The sequence below is a fragment of the Neoakkermansia glycaniphila genome (genome assembly GCF_001683795.1).
GTDB lineage: Bacteria > Verrucomicrobiota > Verrucomicrobiia > Verrucomicrobiales > Akkermansiaceae > Akkermansia > Akkermansia glycaniphila.
Genome location: NZ_LIGX01000041.1, coordinates 237,869 through 260,511, shown reverse-complemented (window position 1 = coordinate 260,511; position 22,643 = coordinate 237,869). Strand labels below are relative to the sequence as shown.

Below are 22,643 nucleotides of genomic sequence, written 5' to 3'. Positions count from 1 at the left end.
CTTTACTCGCCTTGTTGTTGAAGAATCTTACCGTCGAGAGACATCGGCAGCCCCGTCGGCAACTGGGGCGAACGCAGCCCCCTCAACTCCGCAGCCGGAGGCGGTGGAGCCTGCAGCACGGGAGCACTGGCCTTCGGCTCGGACAACAGCGCCTCAAGCGACGCATCGCGGGGAGCTCTCATCGAAGAAGAAGAAGCCGTCCCGTCGTTCTGCATCACCATCGACGCAGGCGGCGCTGCAGAACTTTCAGCAGGAGCCACGGCAGCCGGACTCAACTCCGGTGCGGGCACCATCGAATCAGGGGCACCCCCTGCCAAAGCCTCAGAACCGTCGGATGCGCCTCCATCGGCAACGGCAGCATCCGCCTTCGCCTTCTCAGCCTCCTTGCGTACATCCTCTCCTGCTTTCGCGCAATAGCGCGTACGCACGAAACCCGACACCGACTCCTCGGCAACCGGAACATCCGCCGACGGTTGCACCGTCGAACAGGAAGAAAACATCACTGCCGACAACAAAGCGGCAAGCGGCACGGAAAAACGCATAACACCAGCATGCTAGCAAAGCGCCCTGCCGGAATCAAGCCCAAACTCCGCCGAACGAACAAGGACTCCCGGCAGCGCAAGGTGAATGCGGAGTACAACCGGTTCGTCGGGCTTCCGCCTTCGGACCGGCGATGTGTTCCGGGGTGTATCCGGTCCTTTCCTGTTGCAGGCGGGAAAGGGCGCTTTTGTGCCCGGATGGAGAGTGTTTAGAGGCTGTTTGCCCTGTCGGAAGGGGGTATTGGCGTCATTCAAATCCATCAGAATGCGACGCAACTTTGAAAGACAACTGATACAAAAAATGATACACTTTTGGGCAAACAAAAATCGCAAGCGCTTACTGTGAAGCACTTGCGATTGAAATTGAGTGGTGGAGGCGAGGGGAGTCGAACCCCTGTCCTGAACGCCGTCACTGCCGGCATCTCCATGTTCAGACGTATGTAGCTGCATTTGCGTTTGCTTCGCCATACGACAGCTTTGCAACTCGCTAGGGACCTGTGGTTGTCTCGTGGTCAGCGCGGTCTCCCCGCATCGCACCAGCCTACTAAGTTGGCGTCTTTCACCCTAGTAGGCGTCGGGTGTCTGACGTGGCCGGCTAATTAAGCAGCCAATGCGTATTCTTCTTCAGAATAGTTTGCATTTATTGTTTTGAACGGCTTTTTAGATGGCCAGCCGATCAACCATCACATGCAGCCAGCACCTCAAGCATCCAGTCGAAACCAAGGCGCCCCCACTTGTATAGTTTAGAGACAAAAGAACCCACTTTTGTTCAAAGCGGGTCAGATTTTTTTCTCACGCACTGTCGGAGATGGCACGCCCGTAGGGATTCGAACCCCAAACCTTCTGATCCGTAGTCAGACGCTCTATCCAATTGAGCTACGGGCGCTTTCACCGATTCGGCGACCGCTTTCGCGGTGAGGGGAGTATATCGGTTTTCTCGATAATGTCAACCATATTTTTCAATTTTCTTTCAATTCTTCATGTTTCCTCCCATTCTTTCCATTCGGTATCCGCAACAGGGCATGCTTTGAACCAACAAGCCGCACACCCTTCCAGCAACGGCCAATCCTCCATGAAGTTTTCTCTCGACTTGCCGGATCTTTTTCATTATATCCCACTGTGCAGGCAATGGTATCCATACACCCCGGCCATTCCGTTTCTGACTCTTTCCATATCCATCATATGAACAATATCTTTCGCCTGACTCTTGCAACATCCCTGTTTTGTGCGTTGACGACACCCCTTCCGGCGAAACAGGAACCGGCTTCTCCACAAAAAGATCATTCTTCTTTCCTGAGAAGCGATTACTATGTCTGGAACCGCTTTGAAAAACAGGGTGGCCCCAATGCCGAGCAAATCCAGAATATCGAAGTTCTCATTTTTTTCTCTCCTCTCGTTCCGGATGCCAAGGGTAAATTGACCGTCGATCGGAAGTTTGAAGAAGCCCTGGCGAAATTGAAAAAGGCCAAATCGCCGAAAAGCCAAATCTGGCTGGGCCTCGGCGACCTGAGAGCCGTCTCCAAAAACAAACAGGCTACCGACACCCTCGCGAAGGAAACAGTGAATCTCTGCAAAAAATACGGTTTCACTGGCGTTGATATCGACTGGGAAGGCAATGACGATATTCCGGCCAATGTTTATGCCGATGTCCTGAAGTCTCTTTCCGCCGCTTGCAGGAAGGCCAAGCTCGCCATTGCCAATTCCGTAGGTACAGGCCCCCATTACATTGCCAAATCCGCTGCTGTACAGCCCTATTTGGATCACATCAATATCCAGTTCTATTACAGCACGCGCAATGCCATGTCGGTCAATGAGACCAAGCAGGTGCTCGACCGTTTTGAAAAAGCGGGGGTTCCCCGCCGTAAACTGATGATCGGCCTGCCCGTCTACGGCATGGTGGACATGCAGAAAAACAGGAATGCCAAACCTACCGCCCTCGGCTACAATTTCATGATCTCCAAGGGAGCCAAACCGAATGAAAACACATGGGTCAATCCGGAGAACGGAGCCACCTACTATTATAGCGGCCAACCCCTGATCCGTTCGAAAGTCGATTTCGCCAAGAAGAACGGCTACGGCGGCGTGTTCACCTGGGAGTTGACGATGGATGCTCCCTATTCCTCACCTCAATCCATTCTCCGCGTACTCGACGAAGCCTGCAAGCGGTGACGCAAACACACAGCACACACCATACAAGGCAACCCTCCGGCTGCCTTCTTTTATTTCAGGGAGAGCTGCCACGGCTGCCATTTTCCATTCCGTTTCCATGCGGCACGAAAAAACCGCTTCCCCATCGAGGAAGCGGTTGAAAGATATCGTGGCAGATAATCCCTACTTTTTCATCCTGATTTCGGCTTTCTCACCCTTCTTGAGATCAAGCTCACGAAGCAGGATGAAATCGTTCGTCAAAACGCCGATTTCTCCGATGGGTTTTTCCTGGCCGTTGACCGTCACCGTCGCACTCTTGTAGTCGGTACGAGCGGGCAGCCACACGGCAAATTCACCCTTCTGGTCGCGGTTGGCCGTCACGGTGAGCCCGTTCTTCTGCCATGTCACATGCCATGGAGATTTGGCATGCGATTCATCCAAGCGAGCGACCCATTTCGGATCACCGTAGAACGCCATGACATCGCGGTCATGCACCAGTCCCAATGGATCCTGCCCCATGCCATAGCCTGCTTGGACAATACCCTTGATGAATTCCTGATCCTGACGCAGGGAAGTGTTGATATCGACACCGTTGAACTGCACATTCATCAGCTTCGGGAATTCGCGTATCGTACGGTCGAGGATGAACTGGTTGTTCAAATACCAAGCTTCGGCCAGATTGCTGGCATCGTGGTTGTTGAAAAACAGCCCCAAAGTACCCCAGCCGCTTTTGCCGTACCACGACGGGACGGTATAGCCCGTCGCCTGATTGCAGCCGTAGCCGCTCAGAGCCGTCACAGCCATGGAATTCTTCGTATTCTTCACATCGCCGAAGAGGCAGTTTCCGGCGGCAAGCCAAACCTTCGGTTCCTGATCCGGTTTGATCGTTTCGAAGTGCTTGGTGTCGAGGAATTGCTTCAGCTTCGTCTCGTCCGCTCCAAAGAGAACGCCGGAAAGCAGGCTCGCGTAAGCACTGCGATCCTGTCTTTTCAGGATATGGAATTTGTTATCGGAAGAAACGATCAAGCCGACTTCAAACGGCATTTCCAGATTGTACTGGGTCGCATGGGAGGATGTCACCAGCAATTGAGGCTTGTCCTTCTCCATAAATTCCACAAATTTGTGAACCATTCCTTCCTTGACCAGCTTCCTGCCTTCGGGAGTATCGACAAGCACCTTGTCGGATTGCACGCCCAGCCGGCCTTTTTCGCCGTACTGGATATCGGTCGGTTCCTTGTACCCTTCCTGCTCCAGAACGTGGAACGGCTTCCAGTCCGTGATGCACATGCTCTTTTCAAAGCGGGAGGCATCGATATTCGTCGTACCGCCACCGCGCTTGATGATGAGAGGCTCCTTCGCATCGGCAATGCGCTGGGCATCGGCAGCGGTATAGCCCGTCACCATGCCCCAGATGCAGTCGCCGAAGGGATCGGCATCGAATTCGCGGGTCAGCCTGTGATAGTGGGTCACGACAGGACGAGAAAGCTCTTCCGGCTTGCCGACGATGGCAAGATAGCGGGGAGCCATCTTCTTCAGCTTATCGGAGCCGGATGTCACATCGCCGTCCAGCACGACGAGAGTGCCGCCATGCTTCGTGACCAGCGTATCGGCCACATGCTTCCATGCGGGATCCTGAGCCGTTTTCCCGGAGATGGCAACCACATAGTCGGCATCCGCCTTCGACATGCTGCAATAGGCTACGGGAACCATTGCGGCAGGCGCGGCAGTATCTGCGTCCGCTGCCTGCGGCTTACCGGACTCCCCCGCCTTCGGGGCGACCTCCTTCGTGCCGCCCATATCGGGCATGATGCTGATGCCGGTCGCCTTGTCGTTGCCGAACACTTCCTTGGCCAGAACATTCAGTTCATCCAGAGTAATGGACTTAAGGTCATTAATCAGATTGCGGGCAAGTTCGATATTCTCGGGTTCCGACTGGGAATCCGCCGCGACTCCCATCCAGTAGCCGTTCGTCCGCAAGGCCTTTTCGGCAGCCGTGATGATCGGGCGGATGGCGCATTCGAATTCTTTTTCCGTGATCTGTCCGCGGCCGAGTTCCGTCGAGATGATATTGATCGCGGCACGTACCTTGTCATGGTTGCGCTTCACGCCGGGGCAGTTGATGATCATGCGGGCGGCATCCTTGTAGGTCGGATTCAGATCGAGATCGACGGACGGCGAATAGGCCTCGCCGAGCTTGGCGCGGATACCGTCGAACAAACGTTCACGCAACACGGATTTCAGCACATTCAAGCGGCGGTTGCGCTTCTTGTCCATGCCGTCGCCGCAGGGGCGAACCTGCGCCACGATCGTACGGTCGATCGACGACGGGTATTCGAACGTCTTCGTTTCGCCCCATGGAGCCATATCCAGCGTCACATCGGCACCGGAATATTTGGCGAACTCCGTCTTGCGCTGCGGCATCGCGCCGATCGTCTTTTCCAGAAGGGGAATCACATCGTCCACCTTGAAATCGCCTGTCAGCGTCACTTCCATCGGGGCATTCTGCAGATAGGGCGTCAGCCACTCGCGCACCTGGTCGCTCGTGCGAGCGCTCAACTGTTCCTTTTCCGGGAAGGAGAGACGCACATCGTTCCGGTACAGATAGGCAGGCACCTTCTGCTGGAACACGCCATCCGGATCATGCGCCAGCTGGGCATACAGCAGGTCGATCATGCGGCGGAACTGCACCTCGGCTTCGGGACGGTATCCGGGGTGAAGAATATTAGCCACAAGCAGCTTCAATTGCAGCTCAAGGTCGTTCATCTTGGTCGAACCGCCCAGAGAGAAATGCTTGTCGTCCAGATCGAACCCTACGCCGACCGTGCGGCCTGCCAGCAGGCGCTGCAAGTCGTTGGAGGAATGTTTCTCCAGACCGCCGCCACCCATGATGACCGGAGCCAGAACCCACAGGCCGGCCCTATCCTTCGGCATCGACTTCACGCCGCCGTCGATCTGGGCCTTCACGGAAATGCTGTTCTTCGAGAAATCCGTGGGCTTCAGGTTCACCTTCACGCCATTGCTCAACGTCAGCTGGGTAATGCCCAGATCGGCAATCTCCTGGCGGGCCGCCACCTTGCCGGGCGTTCCGCAATCATCGTAGGCAAATGCCTTGGAACCTTCCGACTTGTATGCCTGAACGGGAACCTGCTGAGAATCCTTGTACGCCTTCATCACTGCTTCATCCGTCGCATCATCGCCCAGCTTGCCGGATACGACGATACGGGCCTTGTCCGCATCCCATGCCTTCTTGAGAGCGGCATGGCACAGCTCGGGAGTCAATGTGGCAAAACCCTTGTTCACTACGCGCAAATCTTCTTCCGGAGCCGTAAAAACGGTATTGTCATCCAGAGTGGACACGATGCCCTTGGCAATCCGGGACGACGTCACGGTGGGCCATGAACGAACCGCATCATTGAGACCGTTCAGCATCGATGCCTTGGCCTCCTCCAACTCTTCAGGCTGGAAACCGTATTCGCATGCGCGGCGCATCTCCTGCTCGATCGCTTCAAGCGTCGGCTTCCACTTGTCGGGGTTCGTCGCCGAACTGATGGAAACCATATCCGCCACACGCAGCATATCGCCCTTCCCTGCACCGGCTTTGATGTAAGGGCATTCCGCTTTCTCAAGCATGCGCTCAAGACGTCTGTTCAGCATCGAAAACGCCATTTCGAGAGGCATATCCTCCAGCCGCTGTTCAACCGTATCGGGTTTTTCCGCAAACGGCGATATCATCTGGATGGACACGCTGGCATTCGAACCCTCAGGATCCTTGAACACGCGGGCGGCAAGCCCCATATCCTTCAATGCGCCAAGCTCCTGCTTGAAATTGTCTTCCTTCGCTTCCATGGAGCCGAAATACTTCTCGACCCACTGCTTGCCCTGCTCCGGGGTAATATCGCCGGAAATCACCACACTCATGCGCCCGGGGATATAATGCTTGCCGTAATAATCGAGGAACTTATCGCGCTGGCCGTTCATGATGAACTCCTCTTCCCCGATCGGCATATACTGAGCCACCTTGGAACCGTTCAACAGGAAATCCATCTGCTGCTTGAGCACGCGGTAGGAAGTCGAATCCCGCACCTTCAGTTCGCTCATGATAATACCGCGCTCCTTGTCGATGGCATCCGCTTCAAGCGTCGCACCGTCCGCGAAATCACGCATCACCTTCATGGCAAAATCGACCGTCTCCTCATCAAGCTTCGGAAGATCCAGCATGTAAACCGTCTGTAGGAACCCCGTATAGGCATTCGCATCTCCGCCGAAGCCGAGACCGAGGCGCTGCATATTGGGAATCAGCTCTCCACGCTTGAAATTACGGCTGCCGTTGAACTCAAGATGTTCGATAAAATGGGAAATCCCCTTGTTCGACTCGTCTTCATTCAGCGAGCCGGTCTTCACATACAACCGCACACTGGCACGACCCTTGGGTTCCGCCGTCGGGCGGATGTAATAGGTCAAACCGTTATCCAGCTTGCCGACCACAAGAGAAGGATCCTGCTGCAACGTATCGCGGACGGGCACAGACGCCGCCGCCTTGGCGGGTGAAAGAGGAGCCTGCTGAACCTGCCCGGCCTGGGCATAATGGGCTAGACTCAGGCACAACAGGGCAAGAGTCATCCTTGCGGAAATATGTTGATTATTCATATTGCTTCTCTATCTGCCACACCCACCCATGTATGTCAAGAGACAAAGAGGACATGAACAGGACTGAAAACAATATATAACATGTTAGAAAATTGAATAACATACAACCTAACCGTTATGTTAGATTAATGATTAACATGAAAATATCAGGCATATTTTTCCATACAGAACTCTCTCCATCAATTCATTACAAAAAACTCTATTTTTCTTGTTGCATCGAATCCACCTCATGCACATCATAAAACACTCATTGTTTGATACTACCGATCAAACAAGACCACGAAAACGGCTTCCTGTATTTTACGCAGGGAGCCTCAACCCCGAACCACGACACAAAAATCATGCCACACCCGCACCACATCCCGAGAACACTCATCGGCAAAGGAGGAATCAAACTCATCAACCTGCCGGGAGTCATTTACCCGGAATCGATACTCAACATCTCTCCGGGCATCGACAAACGAACCGGCAAGGCGTATGCCAAAGCACCTTCATGGGGTATCACCACCAGAGAAGCCATGCGGCTCCTGCACTGCAGCGCACCCGCCGTCCGGCGGAAACTGGGCGCAAGCAAAGTCAAATTCCACCGCGTACGCCGCCCGGACGGGCCGCCGGAAATATACTGGAACCGCAAACATGTCGAAGACATTGCCCGAAACAGCGCACCCATCGTCAAAACCCAGCCGCGCAAACTGCTCAACACCGAAGAAGCCATCGCCCTCCTCGGACTGGCCCGCAGCGCGCTCTACCGCTACACTCACAGCGGACGCCTTCAAGTCACCGTCGTACGCATCATGACGCAACGTGGCCTCAGAAACCGCTGCTTCTACCGCCGTTCCGAAATCATCTCATTGGTCAAATACATTCAATCCAAACGCAAAAACAAGGAAAAACACCCCTGATTCCCCCTCTCCGCATACAGCCGGCCGAAGCGACTCCCGCCCGGCCGGCTACTCGAAACGGGTGAATCGCCGCAACAGGAATTATCCTTGCCCCGCTCCGGGCATCCTGCTACCATCGACCTGTAACTGTCGAAACCATGCGTCCACTCATCACTACTTGCTGCCTTGCAGGCATCCGCGAATGGGTCTGCTGCCCCGGCGCGCGCAACGCCGCCATCCTGCAAACCCTCTCCCAATGCACCGAACTCAAAACGTGGACGCACTTCGATGAACGTTCCGCTGCCTTCTTCGCCCTCGGCCGCATCCAGGCCTCCGGGTGCCCCGTCGCCGTCACCACCACCTCGGGCACAGCTGCGGCGGAACTCCTCCCCGCCGTCATCGAAGCCTACTACCAGCGCAGACCGCTCCTCATCGTCACCGCAGACCGACCCGCCGCCTACTGCGGCACCGGAGCCCCGCAAAGCATCGAACAAACCAACCTCTACGGCACCTACGCCCCCACCATCGAACTGGCGGCCCCCCTCAGCCTTCCGGACATGCCCGACATCGCCGCCATGCTCGCCAAAGGCTTCCCCGTCCACCTCAACGTCCGCCTCCCCGAGCCGGACCTCAAAGCCGCGCCTCCCGGCTTCGACTGCACCCCGGCCGACCCGCCCGAACCTCCACCCTTCCGGGGCAACACCGCCGACCTCTGCCGCATGATCCGCTTCCATGCATACAACGGCCTCGTCCTCCTCATCGGCGGACTCGACCCCGATGAACAGGAACCCGTCCTCTGGCTTGCACAAACCCTCCGGGTACCCGTCATCGCCGATGCCACATCCGGCCTCCGCGAAGAACTCGAAGACTACGCCCTGCACGACGGCGACTCCATCCTCCGCCAAAACCCGCCCCCCTACGTCCTCCGCGTCGGCGACGTACCCGTCGGCCGCTTCTGGAGAGACCTCGAAGACCTGCCCCAGTGCAAAGTATACTCCATCACCCGCACCGGCTTCTCCGGCCTCGCCCGCGAATCCTGCACCATCACCGGGCACATGGAAAACATCATGCCCGCCCTGGGCGACCTCCCCCATGTAGGAGACGTCAACAACCTCCGCAAACACTCCCGCAAACGCGAAGCCCTCATCGAAGAACTCCTCCTCACCTACCCGGAAAGCGAAGCGGCGCTCACCCGCACACTCTCCCTCCGCGCCTGCCTCGGCGACACCGTCTTTCTCGGCAACTCCTCCCCCGTCCGCCTCTGGAACGCCTATGCCCAATGGCACGTCCCCACCACCTACGTCCGTGCCAACCGTGGAGCCAACGGCATCGACGGACTCGCCGCCACCTACCTCGGCAACACCGTCGGTAGCGAACAATCGTGGTGCTTCATGGGCGACCTCTCCGCCCTCTACGATGCCAACGCACCCGCCATGCTCCCGCAGCTCCCGCAGGGGCAGCGCCTCGTCGCCATCATGAACAACCAGGGCGGCGGCATCTTCCGACAGCTCCCGCACGGCAGCGAACTCACCGCGGAAATGGAACGCCTCCTCGTCCAGCCGCACGACATCTCCCTCCACGCCCTCGCCGAACTCTGGGGCGCACGCCACATCACCATCCGCACAGCGGACGACTTCGACCAGCTCGACGACCTCCCCGAAGACACCCTCGTCCTCGCCGAAATCCTGCCCGACGCCGAACAAACGGCCTCCTTCCACCAGCAACTCACCGCCTCGCGCTGACCCCACACCCATGAAGGGCATCCAATACTACGACCGCTACCGGAAAACCATCGCCACCGAACAAGTACTCGGCGAAGGCTACCTCCGCTTCATCTACGGCAACCCCCTCGGCAAACTCGCCCTCCACACCCTCGTCAAACGCGCCTTCTTCTCCCGCATCCTCGGCCGCCGCATGGATGCCCCCTCCAGCAAAAAGGCCATCGCCGACTTCATCCGGGAATACGGCATCGACATGGACGAAGCCCTCCTCCCCGCCGAAAACTACGCCACCTTCAACCAATTCTTCTACCGCCGCCTCAAACCCGGCGCACGCCCCGTCTGCACGGGAACCACCGTCGCCTTCCCGGCAGACGCCCGCCACAGCGGCTGGCAGGATGCCTCGGCCATGGAAAGCGTCTTCGTCAAAGGCCAGCAATTCGACCTCCCCGCCCTCCTCGGCAGCGCCGAACTCGGCGAACGCTACGCACGGGGCAGCATCGTCCTCTCCCGCCTCTGCCCCACGGACTACCACCGCTACCACTTCGCCGCCTCCGGCACCCCCTCCCCAGCCCTCCTCATCCCCGGTCCTCTTGCCAGCGTCTCCCCCTACTGCCTCCGCAAAAAACTCGCATGGCTCTGGACCAACAAACGCGAACTCACCCTCCTCGACACCCCGGACTGCGGCACCGTCGCCATCCTCGCCGTCGGAGCCACCGGAGTCGGAGCCATCCACCAGACATACACCCCGGGCCAGCCCGTCGCCAAAGGCGATGAACAAGGCTACTTCGCCTTCGGAGGCTCCACCATCATCACCTTCTTCGAGCCGGGCCGCATCCGCCTCGCCCCCGACCTCCTCGAACAAACCTCCCGCTGCACCGAACTCTACGCCCGCCAGGGCGACTGCATGGGGGAAATCATCGTCTGAGCCTGCGGCTAATTTGCCAACAACTCCTTCATGATCAGAATCAACCTTCCAGCATGCTCCTCATGGCCCTGACTCCGTCGTGACCTCGCCCGCGCGTTGCTTACAGCCCCCTTACCCGAACATTCGACACCCCGGCATGCTCTACCTCTCCTCATTCTCATTCCCGACTCAGGAACAGGAAGAAACCTACCTTCATGGCCTCCAACTCACCTGCTACGACACCTGCTACCCCTTCCAAACCATCAGCAGAAAAACCATCGAACACATCAGCTTCTCCCCCTTCACCATCCTCTACGGCGGCAACGGCTGCGGCAAAACAACCATCCTGAACATCATCGCCGAAAAACTCCGCCTCCGGCGCGAATCGCCATTCAACAAAACCGACTTTCTGGAACCCTATCTGCAACATTGCCAGGCCGAAACCAAAACGCCCCCACCCGGCGGCAGCCGCATCATCACCAGCGACGACGTCTTCGACCACATCCTCAGAATCCGGCAAACCAACAGCGAAATCGACTCCGCCCGGGAAAAACTCTTCCGACGATACGAAGACAACAGAACCACACGCTTCCGGCTCAACTCCATGGAAGACTACGAACAGCTGAAAGACATCAACCTCTGCAAAAAAATCAGCAAATCCCAATACATCCGCCGCAACAACCACGACAACATCCGCACACAATCGAACGGAGAAAACGCCCTCCGCTACTTCACCGGCATGATCACGCAGGATGCCCTCTACCTGCTGGATGAACCCGAAAACAGCCTCTCGGCGGAAAACCAGCAAAAACTGGCCCAATTCCTCGAAGACTCCTGCAGATTCTACAACTGCCAATTCATCATCTCCACGCACTCCCCCTTCCTCCTGTCCATCAAAGGAGCCAAAGTATACGACATGGACGACCCGCCCTTCGCGGCAAAAAAATGGACGGAACTCAAAAACGTCCGACTCTTCCACGAATTCTTCCTCAAACACGCCCCGGAATTCTAACCTCCACGCCCCGCCCCCTAGGAAACACAACATCATGACCAAACGCTCTCTCCTCCCCCTATGCTGGTATCTGATGGCCTACCTGCCTGCACTCATCGTTGGCGAATACTACTACACTGCCCTCGTCCTCCTCGCATACGCACTGGCACAAGGCAGTGCATGGCTCGGCCGGCAAACCCCATGGAAATACATCTGGAGCACGGGAATACTCCTGCTGGGTATACACAGCGGCCTGCTGAACCTCATCCCGCGCACACTTGAAGACTTCCCCTCAGAAGATTTTCATGTAAGCAGCTACATCGGCATCACCTTCCTCATCGGCGCCTGCATCCTCCACAAAAACACACCGGCCCCCGTCTGAGCGAACGCCCACCTGCGGACGCATTCATGCCTTGATTCCACAAGCCCTTCCCGCTACAATCCGCCGCATGACGACACCGCTTGCACGGCAAACCTTCCTCCGCGACGAACCCGCCCGGCGCATCCTCATCCTCGACGGTGCCATGGGCACCAACATCCAGCGCTTCGGACTGCAGGAAAAAGACTACCGAGGCGAACGCTTTGCCGACACAAGCGCCTACCCCAAAGACCTCAAAAACAACAACGACGTCCTCACCCTCACCCGGCCCGAAATCATCCGCGACGTCCACGACCGCTTCCTCTCCACCGGGCAGGCCGACATCATCGAAACCTGCACCTTCAGCGCCACCACCATCGGCCAGCACGACTTCTTCCACACCTCCGGCCGCGAAAAACACGACCAGGCCTACTTTCAGGAAGTAGTCACCAACGAACCGCTCCGCACCCTCGTCCGCGAAATCAACCTCGCCGCCTGCCGCATCGCCCGTGAAGCATGCGACGCCGCCGAAGCCATCGACGACCGCCCCCGCCTCGTCGCGGGCTCCATCGGCCCCATGCCCGTCACCTGCTCCCTCTCACCGGACGTCAACGACCCCGGCTTCCGCGCCGTCACCTTCGAACAGCTCCGCATCGCCTACCGCGACCAGATCCTCGCCCTCCTCGACGGCAGCGTAGACACCCTCCTCGTCGAAACCATCTTCGACACCCTCAACGCCAAAGCCGCCCTCTTCGCCATCGAAGAAATCTTCGACGAACAGCCCGAACGCCGCATCCCCGTCATGATCTCCGTCACCATCACGGACCGCGCGGGCCGCACCCTCTCCGGGCAAACCATCGAAGCCTTCTGGAACTCCATCCGGCATGCCGCCCCGTACAGCGTCGGCATCAACTGCGCCCTCGGGCCGGACCTCATGCGCCCCTTCGCCGAAGAACTCTCCCGGCTCGCCGACTGCCACCTCTCCATCTACTCCAACGCCGGACTGCCCAATCCACTCAGCCCCACAGGCTACGACCAGACTCCCGAAGACATGGCCGCCCACATGCGCTCCTACGCGCAGAACGGCCTCCTCAACATCGTCGGCGGCTGCTGCGGCACCACCCCCGAACACATCGGAGCCATCGCCGAAGCCGTCCGGGGCATCGCCCCGCGCCGCCCCGCACCTCCTGCGGCAATGCCCGCCATGCGCCTCTCCGGCTACGAAGCCTACAACCACAGCCATGCCATGAACACCATGTTCATCGGCGAACGCTGCAACGTCGCCGGCTCCCCCAAATTCGCCCGCCTCATCCGCGAAGGCAAATACGAAGAAGCCGTCGCCATCGCCCGCCAGCAGGTCGAAAACGGAGCCGTCGTCCTCGACTTCTGCTTCGACGACGGCCTCATCGACGCCCCGAAAGCCATGACCCGCTTCCTCAACCTCGTCAGCGTCGAACCGGACATAGCACGCGTCCCCTTCATGGTCGACTCCTCCAAATGGGAAGTCCTCGAAGCCGGGCTCCGCTGCCTCCAGGGCAAAGGCATCGTCAACTCCATCTCCCTCAAGGAAGGTGAAGAAGAATTCATCCGCCGTGCACGCCTCATCCGCCGTTACGGAGCCGCCGTCGTCGTCATGGGTTTCGATGAAAAAGGACAGGCAGCCAACGACACCGACCGCATCCGCATCGCCGACCGCGCCTACGACATCCTAGTCAACCGCGTCGGCTTCCCGCCCGAAGACATCATCTTCGACCCCAACGTCCTCACCGTCGGCACTGGCATCGCCGAACATGCCGACTACGCGCTGGACTTCTTCAAAGCCGCCGCCGTCATCCACGAACGCCACCCCCTCTCCCACATCTCCGGCGGCATCTCCAACGTCTCCTTCGCCTACCGGGGCAACAACCCCATCCGCGAAGCCATGCACGCCGCCTTCCTCTACCATGCAGGCAAGGCCGGGCTCGACGTCTGCATCGTCAACGCCGGCATGCTCGAAGTTTACGATGAAATCCCCGCCGACCGCCTCGAACTCATCGAAGACGTCCTCCTCAACCGCAGACCCGACGCCACCGAACGCCTCACCGCCTGCGCCGAAAAACTCGCCGCCGAAAAAAACGCCGACCCCGAAGCCGCGAAAAAACCCGCCCTTGAATGGCGCGGCGGCACCGTTGCCGAACGCCTCTCCCACGCCCTCGTCAAAGGCATCACCGACTACATCGAGGCAGACACCCGCGAAGCCCGCGAACAATACGGCTCCCCCCTCGCCGTCATCGAAGGCCCCCTCATGGACGGCATGAAAACCGTAGGCCAACTCTTCGGAGACGGCAAAATGTTCCTCCCACAGGTCGTCAAAAGCGCCCGCGTCATGAAACAGGCCGTCGCCGTCCTCACCCCCGAACTCGAAGCCGCCAAAGCCACCTCCGACGCCGCCGAAGCCGGCCACATCATCATCGCCACCGTCAAGGGAGACGTCCACGACATCGGCAAAAACATCGTCGGCGTCGTCCTCGCCTGCAACGGCTTCCGCATCCGCGACCTCGGCGTCATGGTCAGTTGCGACGACATCCTCGCCGCCGCCCGCGAAGAAAACGCGGACATCGTCGCCCTCTCCGGCCTCATCACCCCCTCCCTCGACGAAATGGCCCACGTCGCCGCCGAAATGCAGCGGCAGGGCTTCCGCATCCCCCTCATGGTCGGCGGAGCCACCACCTCCCCCCTCCACACCGCCCTCAAAATCGCGCCCAACTACGAAGGCCCCGTCGTCCACACCTTCGACGCCTCCCAGATCGTCCCCGCAGCCGCAGCCCTCGTCGGCTCGCAAAAGGAAACCTACATCTCCGACCACTTCACCCGGCAGGAACACATCCGCGACAAATACTTCGCCAAAAACCCCGCCGAACTCTACACCCTCGCCGAAGCCCGCGCCCGCGCCCTCCAAACAGACTGGGAACACGCCTCCATCCTCCAGCCCAAACTCACCGGCACCTTCACCCTCTCTTCGGACACCTCCCGCTGCTCCTGCTGCTCCCCGCAGGAAAACCGCCTCTTCGGCATCGACCTCCACGAACTCGTCGACCTTGCAGACTGGTCCATGCTCTTCCACGCATGGGAACTCGGCGGCGTCTGGAGCGAAAAGAAAAAAACCTTCCGCGACAACGCAGACCCCGCCAAACTCGCCGCCGCGCAATCCCTCTATCAGGATGCGAAAACCCTCCTCGCCCAGGCCATCAAAGAATCCCGCTACCAGGCCCGGGGAGTCATGGGCATCTTCCCGGCCAACTCCGAAGGCGACGACATCCGCCTCGAAAACGGCGCCGTCCTCCACACCATGCGCCAGCAGGCCAAACTCGACAAACCTCGCCTCGCCCTCGCGGACTACGTCGCCCCCGCCCCGCACCGCGACCATATCGGAGCCTTCGCCATCTCCATCCACGGCGTCAAGGAATGGGCGGACGAATGGGAAAAGAAAAACGACCCCTACCGCGCCATCCTCGTCGCCTCTCTGGCGGACATGCTCGTCGAAGCCTTCGCCGAAGCCACCCACCGCCGCATGGGGGAAGTATGGGGCATCTCCGCCAGCGAAACCGTCCGCCCTGCCGCCGGATACCCCAGCCAGCCCGACCACCGCGAAAAAGGCATCATCTTCGACCTCCTCCGAGCCACCGAACACGCAGGCATGCAACTCACCGACACCTTCATGATGCAACCCGTCTCCGCCGTCTGCGCCCTCGTCTTCGCCCACCCGCAGGGCACCTACTTCAGCGTAGGCCCCATCGGAGAAGACCAGAAAACCGACTACGAAGCACGCTTGCAGCAACCTCCCGGCAACGCACAAAAAGCTTGACGGCAGCTGAAAAAGGCGGCTATCATACATGCAAGCGAAGGTCTAACCCTTTCGCGCAGGTCTATTTCATCCCTTCTGTCCCATCACCCATCAACCGAAACAGCCCCCATGCATGCCGGACTCCTCTGCCTAGCACTCGCCGGAACCCTCGCCCTGCCCCTGTCGGCTGAGGAAAACACCGCCACCACCGACCTCCTCCGGCAAATGGCGGAACGCCCTCTCACGCAAACACACACTGCCTCCGACATCGCTACGGTGGCAAACATGAGAGCCGAATACTTCCCCGACCTCGCCCTCATCCCGGCCGATGCGGAAGCATTCCTCACCATCCCCGACATCCCGGCAAGCATCAACCGCCTCACCACCTTCCTCCCCGTCGCCTTCATCCTCGATGAACTGCAGGAAGAAGGCATCTCCTTCTCCGCACCGCCCTTCCGCTCCCTCACCATCGCCACCGGTCCCGGCACCGCCGCCGCCCTCGGCCGCACCGCCGAACTATTGCAAACCGCCCTCTCCCAAACCATCAGCCTCGCCGTCGAAACGACCTCACCGGAAGCAGGCCAGCAAACGTTCAACCGCATCGCCAGCCTCTGGAACATCACCATCGCAGACATCATCACCCGGCAGCCCCCCACCATCACCTGCATCGCCGCACTTACCCCCGAAGGGCATCGTTCCGTGCAGCAATCCCTCTCCAGGATCAAAACCCTCATGAACAGCAGTGAGAACGGTGCATCATGGCACGAAGGCCGGTATGCGGGCCTCTCATGGCAGGGCCTTCGCATCCTGCCTAACACCAACTTGCACAACAACTTCGACCGCCTTTTCAGCACGCCGGAATCAACGGATCAAGAGCAACAGACCCTGCAATCCTTCGCCCAACGCATCGAAGACCAAACACTCTACCTCCTCACCGCCGTCAAAGATGGCAAACTCCTCATCGTCCTCTGCGAAAACCCGGAAAAAGACATCCGGCTAGCCGCCACCCCGGCACAATCCGTCCTCGCCACCCAAAAGGTAGACATCGCCGACGGCAAACTCACCCCCGCCACACCGCCTGACCTCCTCTTCCACCTCGGCAGCCAGCCCAACACAACGGCTGCAGAAATCTGCGGACTCTCCGGCATCATCTGGGGAGACCGCGGCGCCCACCTCGAACTCTCGGAACGCAGCTCCGGCACCGCCACACTCCTCGACTTCGACACCCCGCTGAAACTCGCCTCCATGGCGAACCTCCCGGAAACCATCCTCTATGCCGAAGGCGCACTCTCGCCCCAGGCGCAAACCGCCGTCAACGGCTTCTACTCCTGCCTTGCATCGCTGGGCCACAGCCTCTCCGGCAAACTCCCCATCCCTCCGGAAGCTCTCGCCGCAGGGAACGGCCTGCATCAAATCCTCTCCAGCCTCGGAGGCAGAACCGCCATCCTCGTCAACAACCGGGGCCGCATGCCGGACATCCTCGCCTCCGAACCTCTCGGCTACCCCGAGGTCAAAGATCTCGACCTCCCCAGCCCCGCCCTCTACAAAACCATCGCAGACGCCCCCCTCCTCGAACAAGGATGGGCCACGCTGGAACCCGTACTGAAACAAGGCCTCACAACCACGAAATTCTCCCCTCTGGGGTGGCCCTCCCTCCGGCACAGCACCCGCAATGGCATCTCCACCTGCACCTTCACGCCCACCGTTCGCCCGGCCGGCTTCAAAGTCACCGGCAAAACGCAAATCTCCCCTCAGGAATTTGTCCTCAACAACATAGCCGTCTCCCGCACCGGCACATCCCTCGCCATCGGCACTTCTCCGGCATACACCGAAGAAATCGTCCGCACCGCCGAAACCTCCTCCGGCAACATCAAAGGAGCAGCCTTCGCCTTCCGCATGGAAGCGGTCAAACAACTCATGAACCGCAACTTTGCCGTCCTCCGCGCCCGGGGCACCGACACCATGAAGGCACAGGGAGCCTTCAACCTCATCTTCGCGCAAATCGACGGCCTCTATGCCACCGTCACCCGGCAACCCGGCACGACATACACCCACATCTACTTCAAAACAAAATAACACTTTCCCCTCCACAACACACATCATCAAACCATGAAAACAAGACACACCCTGATGCTCCTCGCAGCATCCCTCACCACCCCGGCTCTGCATGCTCAAACGGCAGACACCGCCCCTCTCACACCCATCCTCAAGGAACTGGCCGCCGTACCGAAGTCGCCCGCCCTCACGGCCGACCAGCGCGCCGCCAAACTCGGAGACATGGCACTCCTCCCGGCAGACACGGAAATGTACCTCTCCCTGCCGCACATCGACCAGACCGTCGCCAACCTCCAGACCTCCCCGCTCATGGCGCCTCTCATGATGCTCATGCAGCAGAAAGGCATCCAGCTCAACTCCTTGCCCGTCACCTCCTTCACCGTCGCCACGGGCCCCGGCAGCTCGGCTCTCCTTGCCAAAAGCTACATCACCCTCCTCCAGGCATTGCCGCACCTCTGCAACAGCATGAGTAAAACCCACATGCCGGAAACAGTCAGCCTCGAAACTCTCGACTCCTCCGTCCAGAGCCTCGTCTCCTCCCACCTGCCGTCCGTCACGGTCATCGCCGGAATCGACCCTCAAATGGCTGCCATGGCTCCGATGTTCTTCGAGCAAATGAAACAAAAGGCAGCAGCCAGCTCCGACCCCACCGCCCAGTGGCATGAAGGCACCTACGCCGGCCTCAACTGGCAGGGAGCCAAACTCATCGGCAAAGAACTCGCCGCCAACCTCCGCGAAAAAGCGCAAGGTGACGCCCACGCAGCCATGCTCAACGGCATCGCCGACAAACTCGCCACGCGCGACTTCTACCTCCTCGCCACCGTCAAGGACAACAAAGTCATCCTCTCCTTCACGGAAAACCCGGAAAAAGACATCAAAATCGCAGCCACTCCGGCAGAATCCATTCTGGCTACGAACAAAGTCGCCTTCGCCGATGCGCGCATGGACAAAAACCCCGACATGCTCGGCTACATCGACGCCGCCTTCACGAAAAACATTCTGGATGCCGTCTCAAGCGGAACCCTCGCAGCCCTCACGCCGCAGCAGCAGGCCTTCATGATGCAAAGCGCAAAAATGGCCACTCCGGCAGCCTCCTCCATGATCGTCTGGGCTGACAAGGGCGTCCACTTCGAAGCCATCAACGGCAACTCCACCGCCATCGACCTCGACAGCCCGCTCCGCCTCATCGGCCTCGCCGACAAGCCGGAAACCATCCTGTACACCGAAGGTGCCCTCTCCACGCCCATGCAGCAAATGCTTGCAGCACAATCCATCTCTGGCATCGACCTCCTTGTCAACGCCAGCAAAAAGAAAGCTCCAGCCGATCCCAACACCATCACCATCGACCTCACTCCTCCTCAACAGGTCCTTGAGATGGTCAAGGGATGTCTCCAGGCCATCTCCGGCATGAACGGCCGCTATGCCCTCCTCATGGACAACAAGGGAACCATGCCCGATGCCGCCAAACTGCACCCCGCATACGGCCCGTATTTGGACGGATTCGCCCTCCCCCGCCTCGCCCTCTATGCGGGAGTATCCGATCGCGCCGCCATCGGCAACGCATGGACCACCATCGAAACGGCAGGCAAACAGCTCCTCGCCCAAAGCAACAGACCGAACCTCGCGTGGCCCGCTCAAACCGTCCAACAGGCGGGCGGCATCACCAACTACAGCTTCAAGAACGAAGCAGGAAACGTGGCGGAAGACGGCATCAACTCGCTTGCGGCCGGACTCGCCAACGTCTTCGTCAGCATCTCGGACAAATCATGGGCCATCGGCGGCTCACCCGACTACACCTCGTCAGTCGTCGCCACAGCGGACAACCCGATCAGCAGCGGTCTGAACGGCTCCGTCTTCGCCCTCCGGTTTGCACCCATTCAGGAAATGCTCAACAAAGACCTCCCCATCCTCCAGCAGATGGGCATCAACACCCTGAAGGCTCAGGGCATCATGTCCTTCATCTTCTCGCAGGTGGACGGACTCTACGCCACCATGAACAGGCAGGGCGACACCATCCGCACCCACTACTACTTCAAAACGAAGTAACAACACGCGGAATACCGACACTCATCCCCCTGCCCGGCCTGCCGGACAGGGGGAAACCTTTTCCGGAAAACGCGCAACCCCTTGGCAAAACGCCGAATCCGCCCCATAGCCGAACAAAAAACGACCTCGAAATATAGAAAGCGGATTATCAATCCGGTGTCAACAAAAACGTCAAACATTATTTACATTCAGACAGCCACACAACAAAGCAAACCCGGAAGCCCAAAAAAGAAAGCCACAACAGATGACTAACAGACAACGCGCCGACTTGACACACTTGTTATTACCTTGTACGATTGAGAAGAAGGGATTGATAATCCGTTACAGTAAGGCCGAATCGAGCCTATCGTAACGCGTTTTCCGCCGGAATGGCTCCCTTCAACCCATCATACGACAACATGAAAACGAAACATACCCTGATGCTGCTTGCGGCATCTCTCGCGACGACCACCGGACTGCACGCCCAAACCGCAGCCCCGGACTCCATGTCCGCCGTCCTGCAGCAACTGGCAGCCACCCCCAAGGCTTCCGCCCTCACCCCCGAACAGCGCGCCGCCAAACTCGGCGTCCTCGCCCTCATCCCTTCCGATGCGGAAAGCTTCGTCGCCGTCCCCCACTTTGCGGACAGCATCGCCAACCTCATGTCCGCCCCGCTCCTGCAAATGGCCGCACAGGGCAAACAGCAGGACATCCTCAAAATCACCGGCATGGTCAAATCCATCGCCATCGCCACAGGCCCCGGTTCCTCGGAAGCCATGGGCAGAATGCTCGCCCTCATGCCATCAATGGCCGCTCTGAATTCACCTCTGATGGAAGTACAGGCCACCGACATGGACGATGAAAACGACGACAGCGACATCGACGACGAAAAACAGGAAGAAGCAGAGAAAAACCGGATGGAACGGATGCAAAAATCCAGTTTCGAATCCAGCCGCAACAGCATGCGCCGAGCTGCGGACATCATGCCGGCCCTTCTTCAGGCGACAAACAACTGCTCCACCCTCGCCGTCGCCGAACTGGATCCCTCCGCCATCGCTTCCATCGATCCGTTCCTCATGCAGGCAAAACAAGGCATCAGCAATTCCGATCAAGTCATGACCTGGCATGAAGGCACCTATGCCGGGCGCCCGTGGAAAGGCTGCATCTTCGATGGAAAAAACCTCGTACAGAACATCATCCTCCCCGATTACAAAAAATACAACGTCACGCCGGATGCCGCCGAACAAAAAGTAATCAATGCCCTTGCCGCGACCAAATTCTACTACCTCTGCACGGTACAGGACAACAAACTCATCATCTCCTTCTGCTCGGACCCCGCCAAAGACATCAAAATCGCCGCCTCGCCGAAAGAATCCATCCTCTCCACGAGCAAAGTCGCCTTCGCCGATGCGCGCCTCGACAAAAACCCCGACCTCCTGTACTCCTTGGACAAAGCCTTTGCCGAAGGCGCATCCAGCGGCCTTCTCGGCCTTGGCAGCGTCATCCCCGCTCCGGCGCGCACACCTCAGATCACGGCCCTCCTCAAAAGCGTCTCGGACATCGCCAAACTCTCCACACCCGACGCCATGACGGGCCTCCTGTGGGCAGACAAAGGCATCCACTTCGAAACCACGCAGGGAGCCACCGCAGCCCTCGACCTGAACAGCCCCCTCCAGCTGCTCAAATACGCCGACCGCCCGGAAACCATCCTGTACGGCGAATGCAACTACACATCCCGCTTCAGCGCACTCATGGTCCAAATGGTGGAAAATGCGGCCTCCGCCACCCATACCATGTACAACATGATACACTCGACTTCTATGGGCGACCAGCCGTCACAGCCCCAGCCCGTCCCGCCCCAGCTCCTCTCCATGTGGCAGAACGTCAAAACGGCCCTCTCCGGCATGGACGGCAAAACGGCCCTGCTGGTAGACAACAAAGGCAAACTGCCCGAAATCCTCGTCACACCTCCCGTCGGCGACCCTGCCATGAAAAACATCGCCATACCGCGCATCGCGCTGTACAAGGGCGTCGCCAACCGCCTGCGCATCTCCATGGCATGGGACAAAATGTACGCCTCCGCTAAGGAACTCTATGCACAGGCCGGAGGCATGCCCGAACTCAAACAGGCGGAAAAGAACGGCATCTCCACCTACGGATTCGTCATGCCGAAACTCCCCGCCGCAGCAGAACAACACGGCATCCTCATCGGCACGCCTGTAGTCCTGCTCGACACCCGCATCAGCATCTCGGACAAGGCATGGGTCATCGGTAGCTCGTCCGGCTACACGTATGACATCGCCCGCGCCGCAGCCACCGGCACATCGGAACTCAAAGGCGCCGCCTTTGCCTTCCGCCTTGCCCCCATCAAAGACATGGTCGATAAAAACGCACCTCTGATGAAAGGCATGATGCCCGGCGCCATCGAACAGGTGCAAACGATCACAGCCCTCATCGCCTCGCAAATCGACGGCATCTACGGCACCACCACCGCCGAAGGCAACAAAACGCGCTCCCACCTCTACCTGCGCACAAAATAACCTGCCGCGCC

Annotated in this window: 12 protein-coding genes, 1 tRNA gene and 1 other RNA gene; 10 read left to right on the top strand and 4 right to left on the bottom strand. The window is 58.9% G+C overall.

Annotated features, from left to right (window positions below):
* Positions 1 to 2 precede the first annotated feature (2 nt).
* From AC781_RS13000 to AC781_RS12990, 3 genes are all read right to left on the bottom strand, one after another.
* Positions 3 to 542 (bottom strand): hypothetical protein, encoded by a 540-nt coding sequence (locus tag AC781_RS13000; protein WP_067777886.1) that lies wholly within the window; start codon positions 540 to 542, stop codon positions 3 to 5.
* Positions 543 to 907: 365 nt separating this feature from the next.
* Positions 908 to 1,271, bottom strand: a transfer-messenger RNA (tmRNA) gene (ssrA, locus tag AC781_RS12995).
* Positions 1,272 to 1,348: 77 nt separating this feature from the next.
* Positions 1,349 to 1,425 (bottom strand) — tRNA-Arg (locus AC781_RS12990).
* A gap of 296 nt (positions 1,426 to 1,721) precedes the next feature.
* On the opposite strand from AC781_RS12990, the gene AC781_RS12985 reads away from it, so the two are divergent.
* Positions 1,722 to 2,708 (top strand): glycoside hydrolase family 18 protein, encoded by a 987-nt coding sequence (locus AC781_RS12985; RefSeq protein WP_172801806.1) that lies wholly within the window; start codon positions 1,722 to 1,724, stop codon positions 2,706 to 2,708.
* A 162-nt stretch (positions 2,709 to 2,870) separates the two neighbouring features.
* On the opposite strand, the gene AC781_RS12980 is transcribed toward AC781_RS12985, so the two are convergent.
* Entirely contained in the window at positions 2,871 to 7,307 is a 4,437-nt protein-coding gene (locus tag AC781_RS12980; protein ID WP_067777884.1) for a M16 family metallopeptidase, read from the bottom strand.
* Between the two features lie 281 nt (positions 7,308 to 7,588).
* On the opposite strand from AC781_RS12980, the gene AC781_RS12975 reads away from it, so the two are divergent.
* From AC781_RS12975 to AC781_RS12935, 9 genes are all read left to right on the top strand, one after another.
* Positions 7,589 to 8,236, top strand: coding sequence for a helix-turn-helix transcriptional regulator (locus tag AC781_RS12975; RefSeq protein WP_067777883.1), 648 nt, complete (start codon positions 7,589 to 7,591; stop codon positions 8,234 to 8,236).
* A 137-nt stretch (positions 8,237 to 8,373) separates the two neighbouring features.
* Entirely contained in the window at positions 8,374 to 9,957 is a 1,584-nt protein-coding gene (gene menD / locus AC781_RS12970; protein WP_067777882.1) for a 2-succinyl-5-enolpyruvyl-6-hydroxy-3-cyclohexene-1-carboxylic-acid synthase, read from the top strand.
* Between the two features lie 10 nt (positions 9,958 to 9,967).
* On the top strand, positions 9,968 to 10,861 hold the full coding sequence (locus tag AC781_RS12965; protein ID WP_067777881.1) for a phosphatidylserine decarboxylase: 894 nt from the start codon (positions 9,968 to 9,970) through the stop codon (positions 10,859 to 10,861).
* Positions 10,862 to 10,997: 136 nt separating this feature from the next.
* Positions 10,998 to 11,852 (top strand): AAA family ATPase, encoded by an 855-nt coding sequence (locus AC781_RS12960; RefSeq protein WP_067777880.1) that lies wholly within the window; start codon positions 10,998 to 11,000, stop codon positions 11,850 to 11,852.
* Between the two features lie 34 nt (positions 11,853 to 11,886).
* Positions 11,887 to 12,213, top strand: a complete 327-nt coding sequence (locus AC781_RS12955; protein ID WP_071133434.1) for a hypothetical protein — start codon at positions 11,887 to 11,889, stop codon at positions 12,211 to 12,213.
* 67 nt (positions 12,214 to 12,280) lie between these two features.
* Entirely contained in the window at positions 12,281 to 16,033 is a 3,753-nt protein-coding gene (gene metH, locus AC781_RS12950) for a methionine synthase (protein ID WP_067777878.1), read from the top strand.
* 108 nt (positions 16,034 to 16,141) lie between these two features.
* Positions 16,142 to 18,088 (top strand): hypothetical protein, encoded by a 1,947-nt coding sequence (locus AC781_RS12945; RefSeq protein WP_067777877.1) that lies wholly within the window; start codon positions 16,142 to 16,144, stop codon positions 18,086 to 18,088.
* A gap of 33 nt (positions 18,089 to 18,121) precedes the next feature.
* Complete coding sequence (locus AC781_RS12940) at positions 18,122 to 20,113, top strand: hypothetical protein (protein WP_067777876.1); 1,992 nt, start codon at positions 18,122 to 18,124, stop codon at positions 20,111 to 20,113.
* 398 nt (positions 20,114 to 20,511) lie between these two features.
* The gene (locus AC781_RS12935) at positions 20,512 to 22,632 is read left to right on the top strand and encodes a hypothetical protein (protein ID WP_141675924.1); all 2,121 of its coding nucleotides are present in this window, start codon (positions 20,512 to 20,514) and stop codon (positions 22,630 to 22,632) included.
* Positions 22,633 to 22,643: the final 11 nt, after the last annotated feature.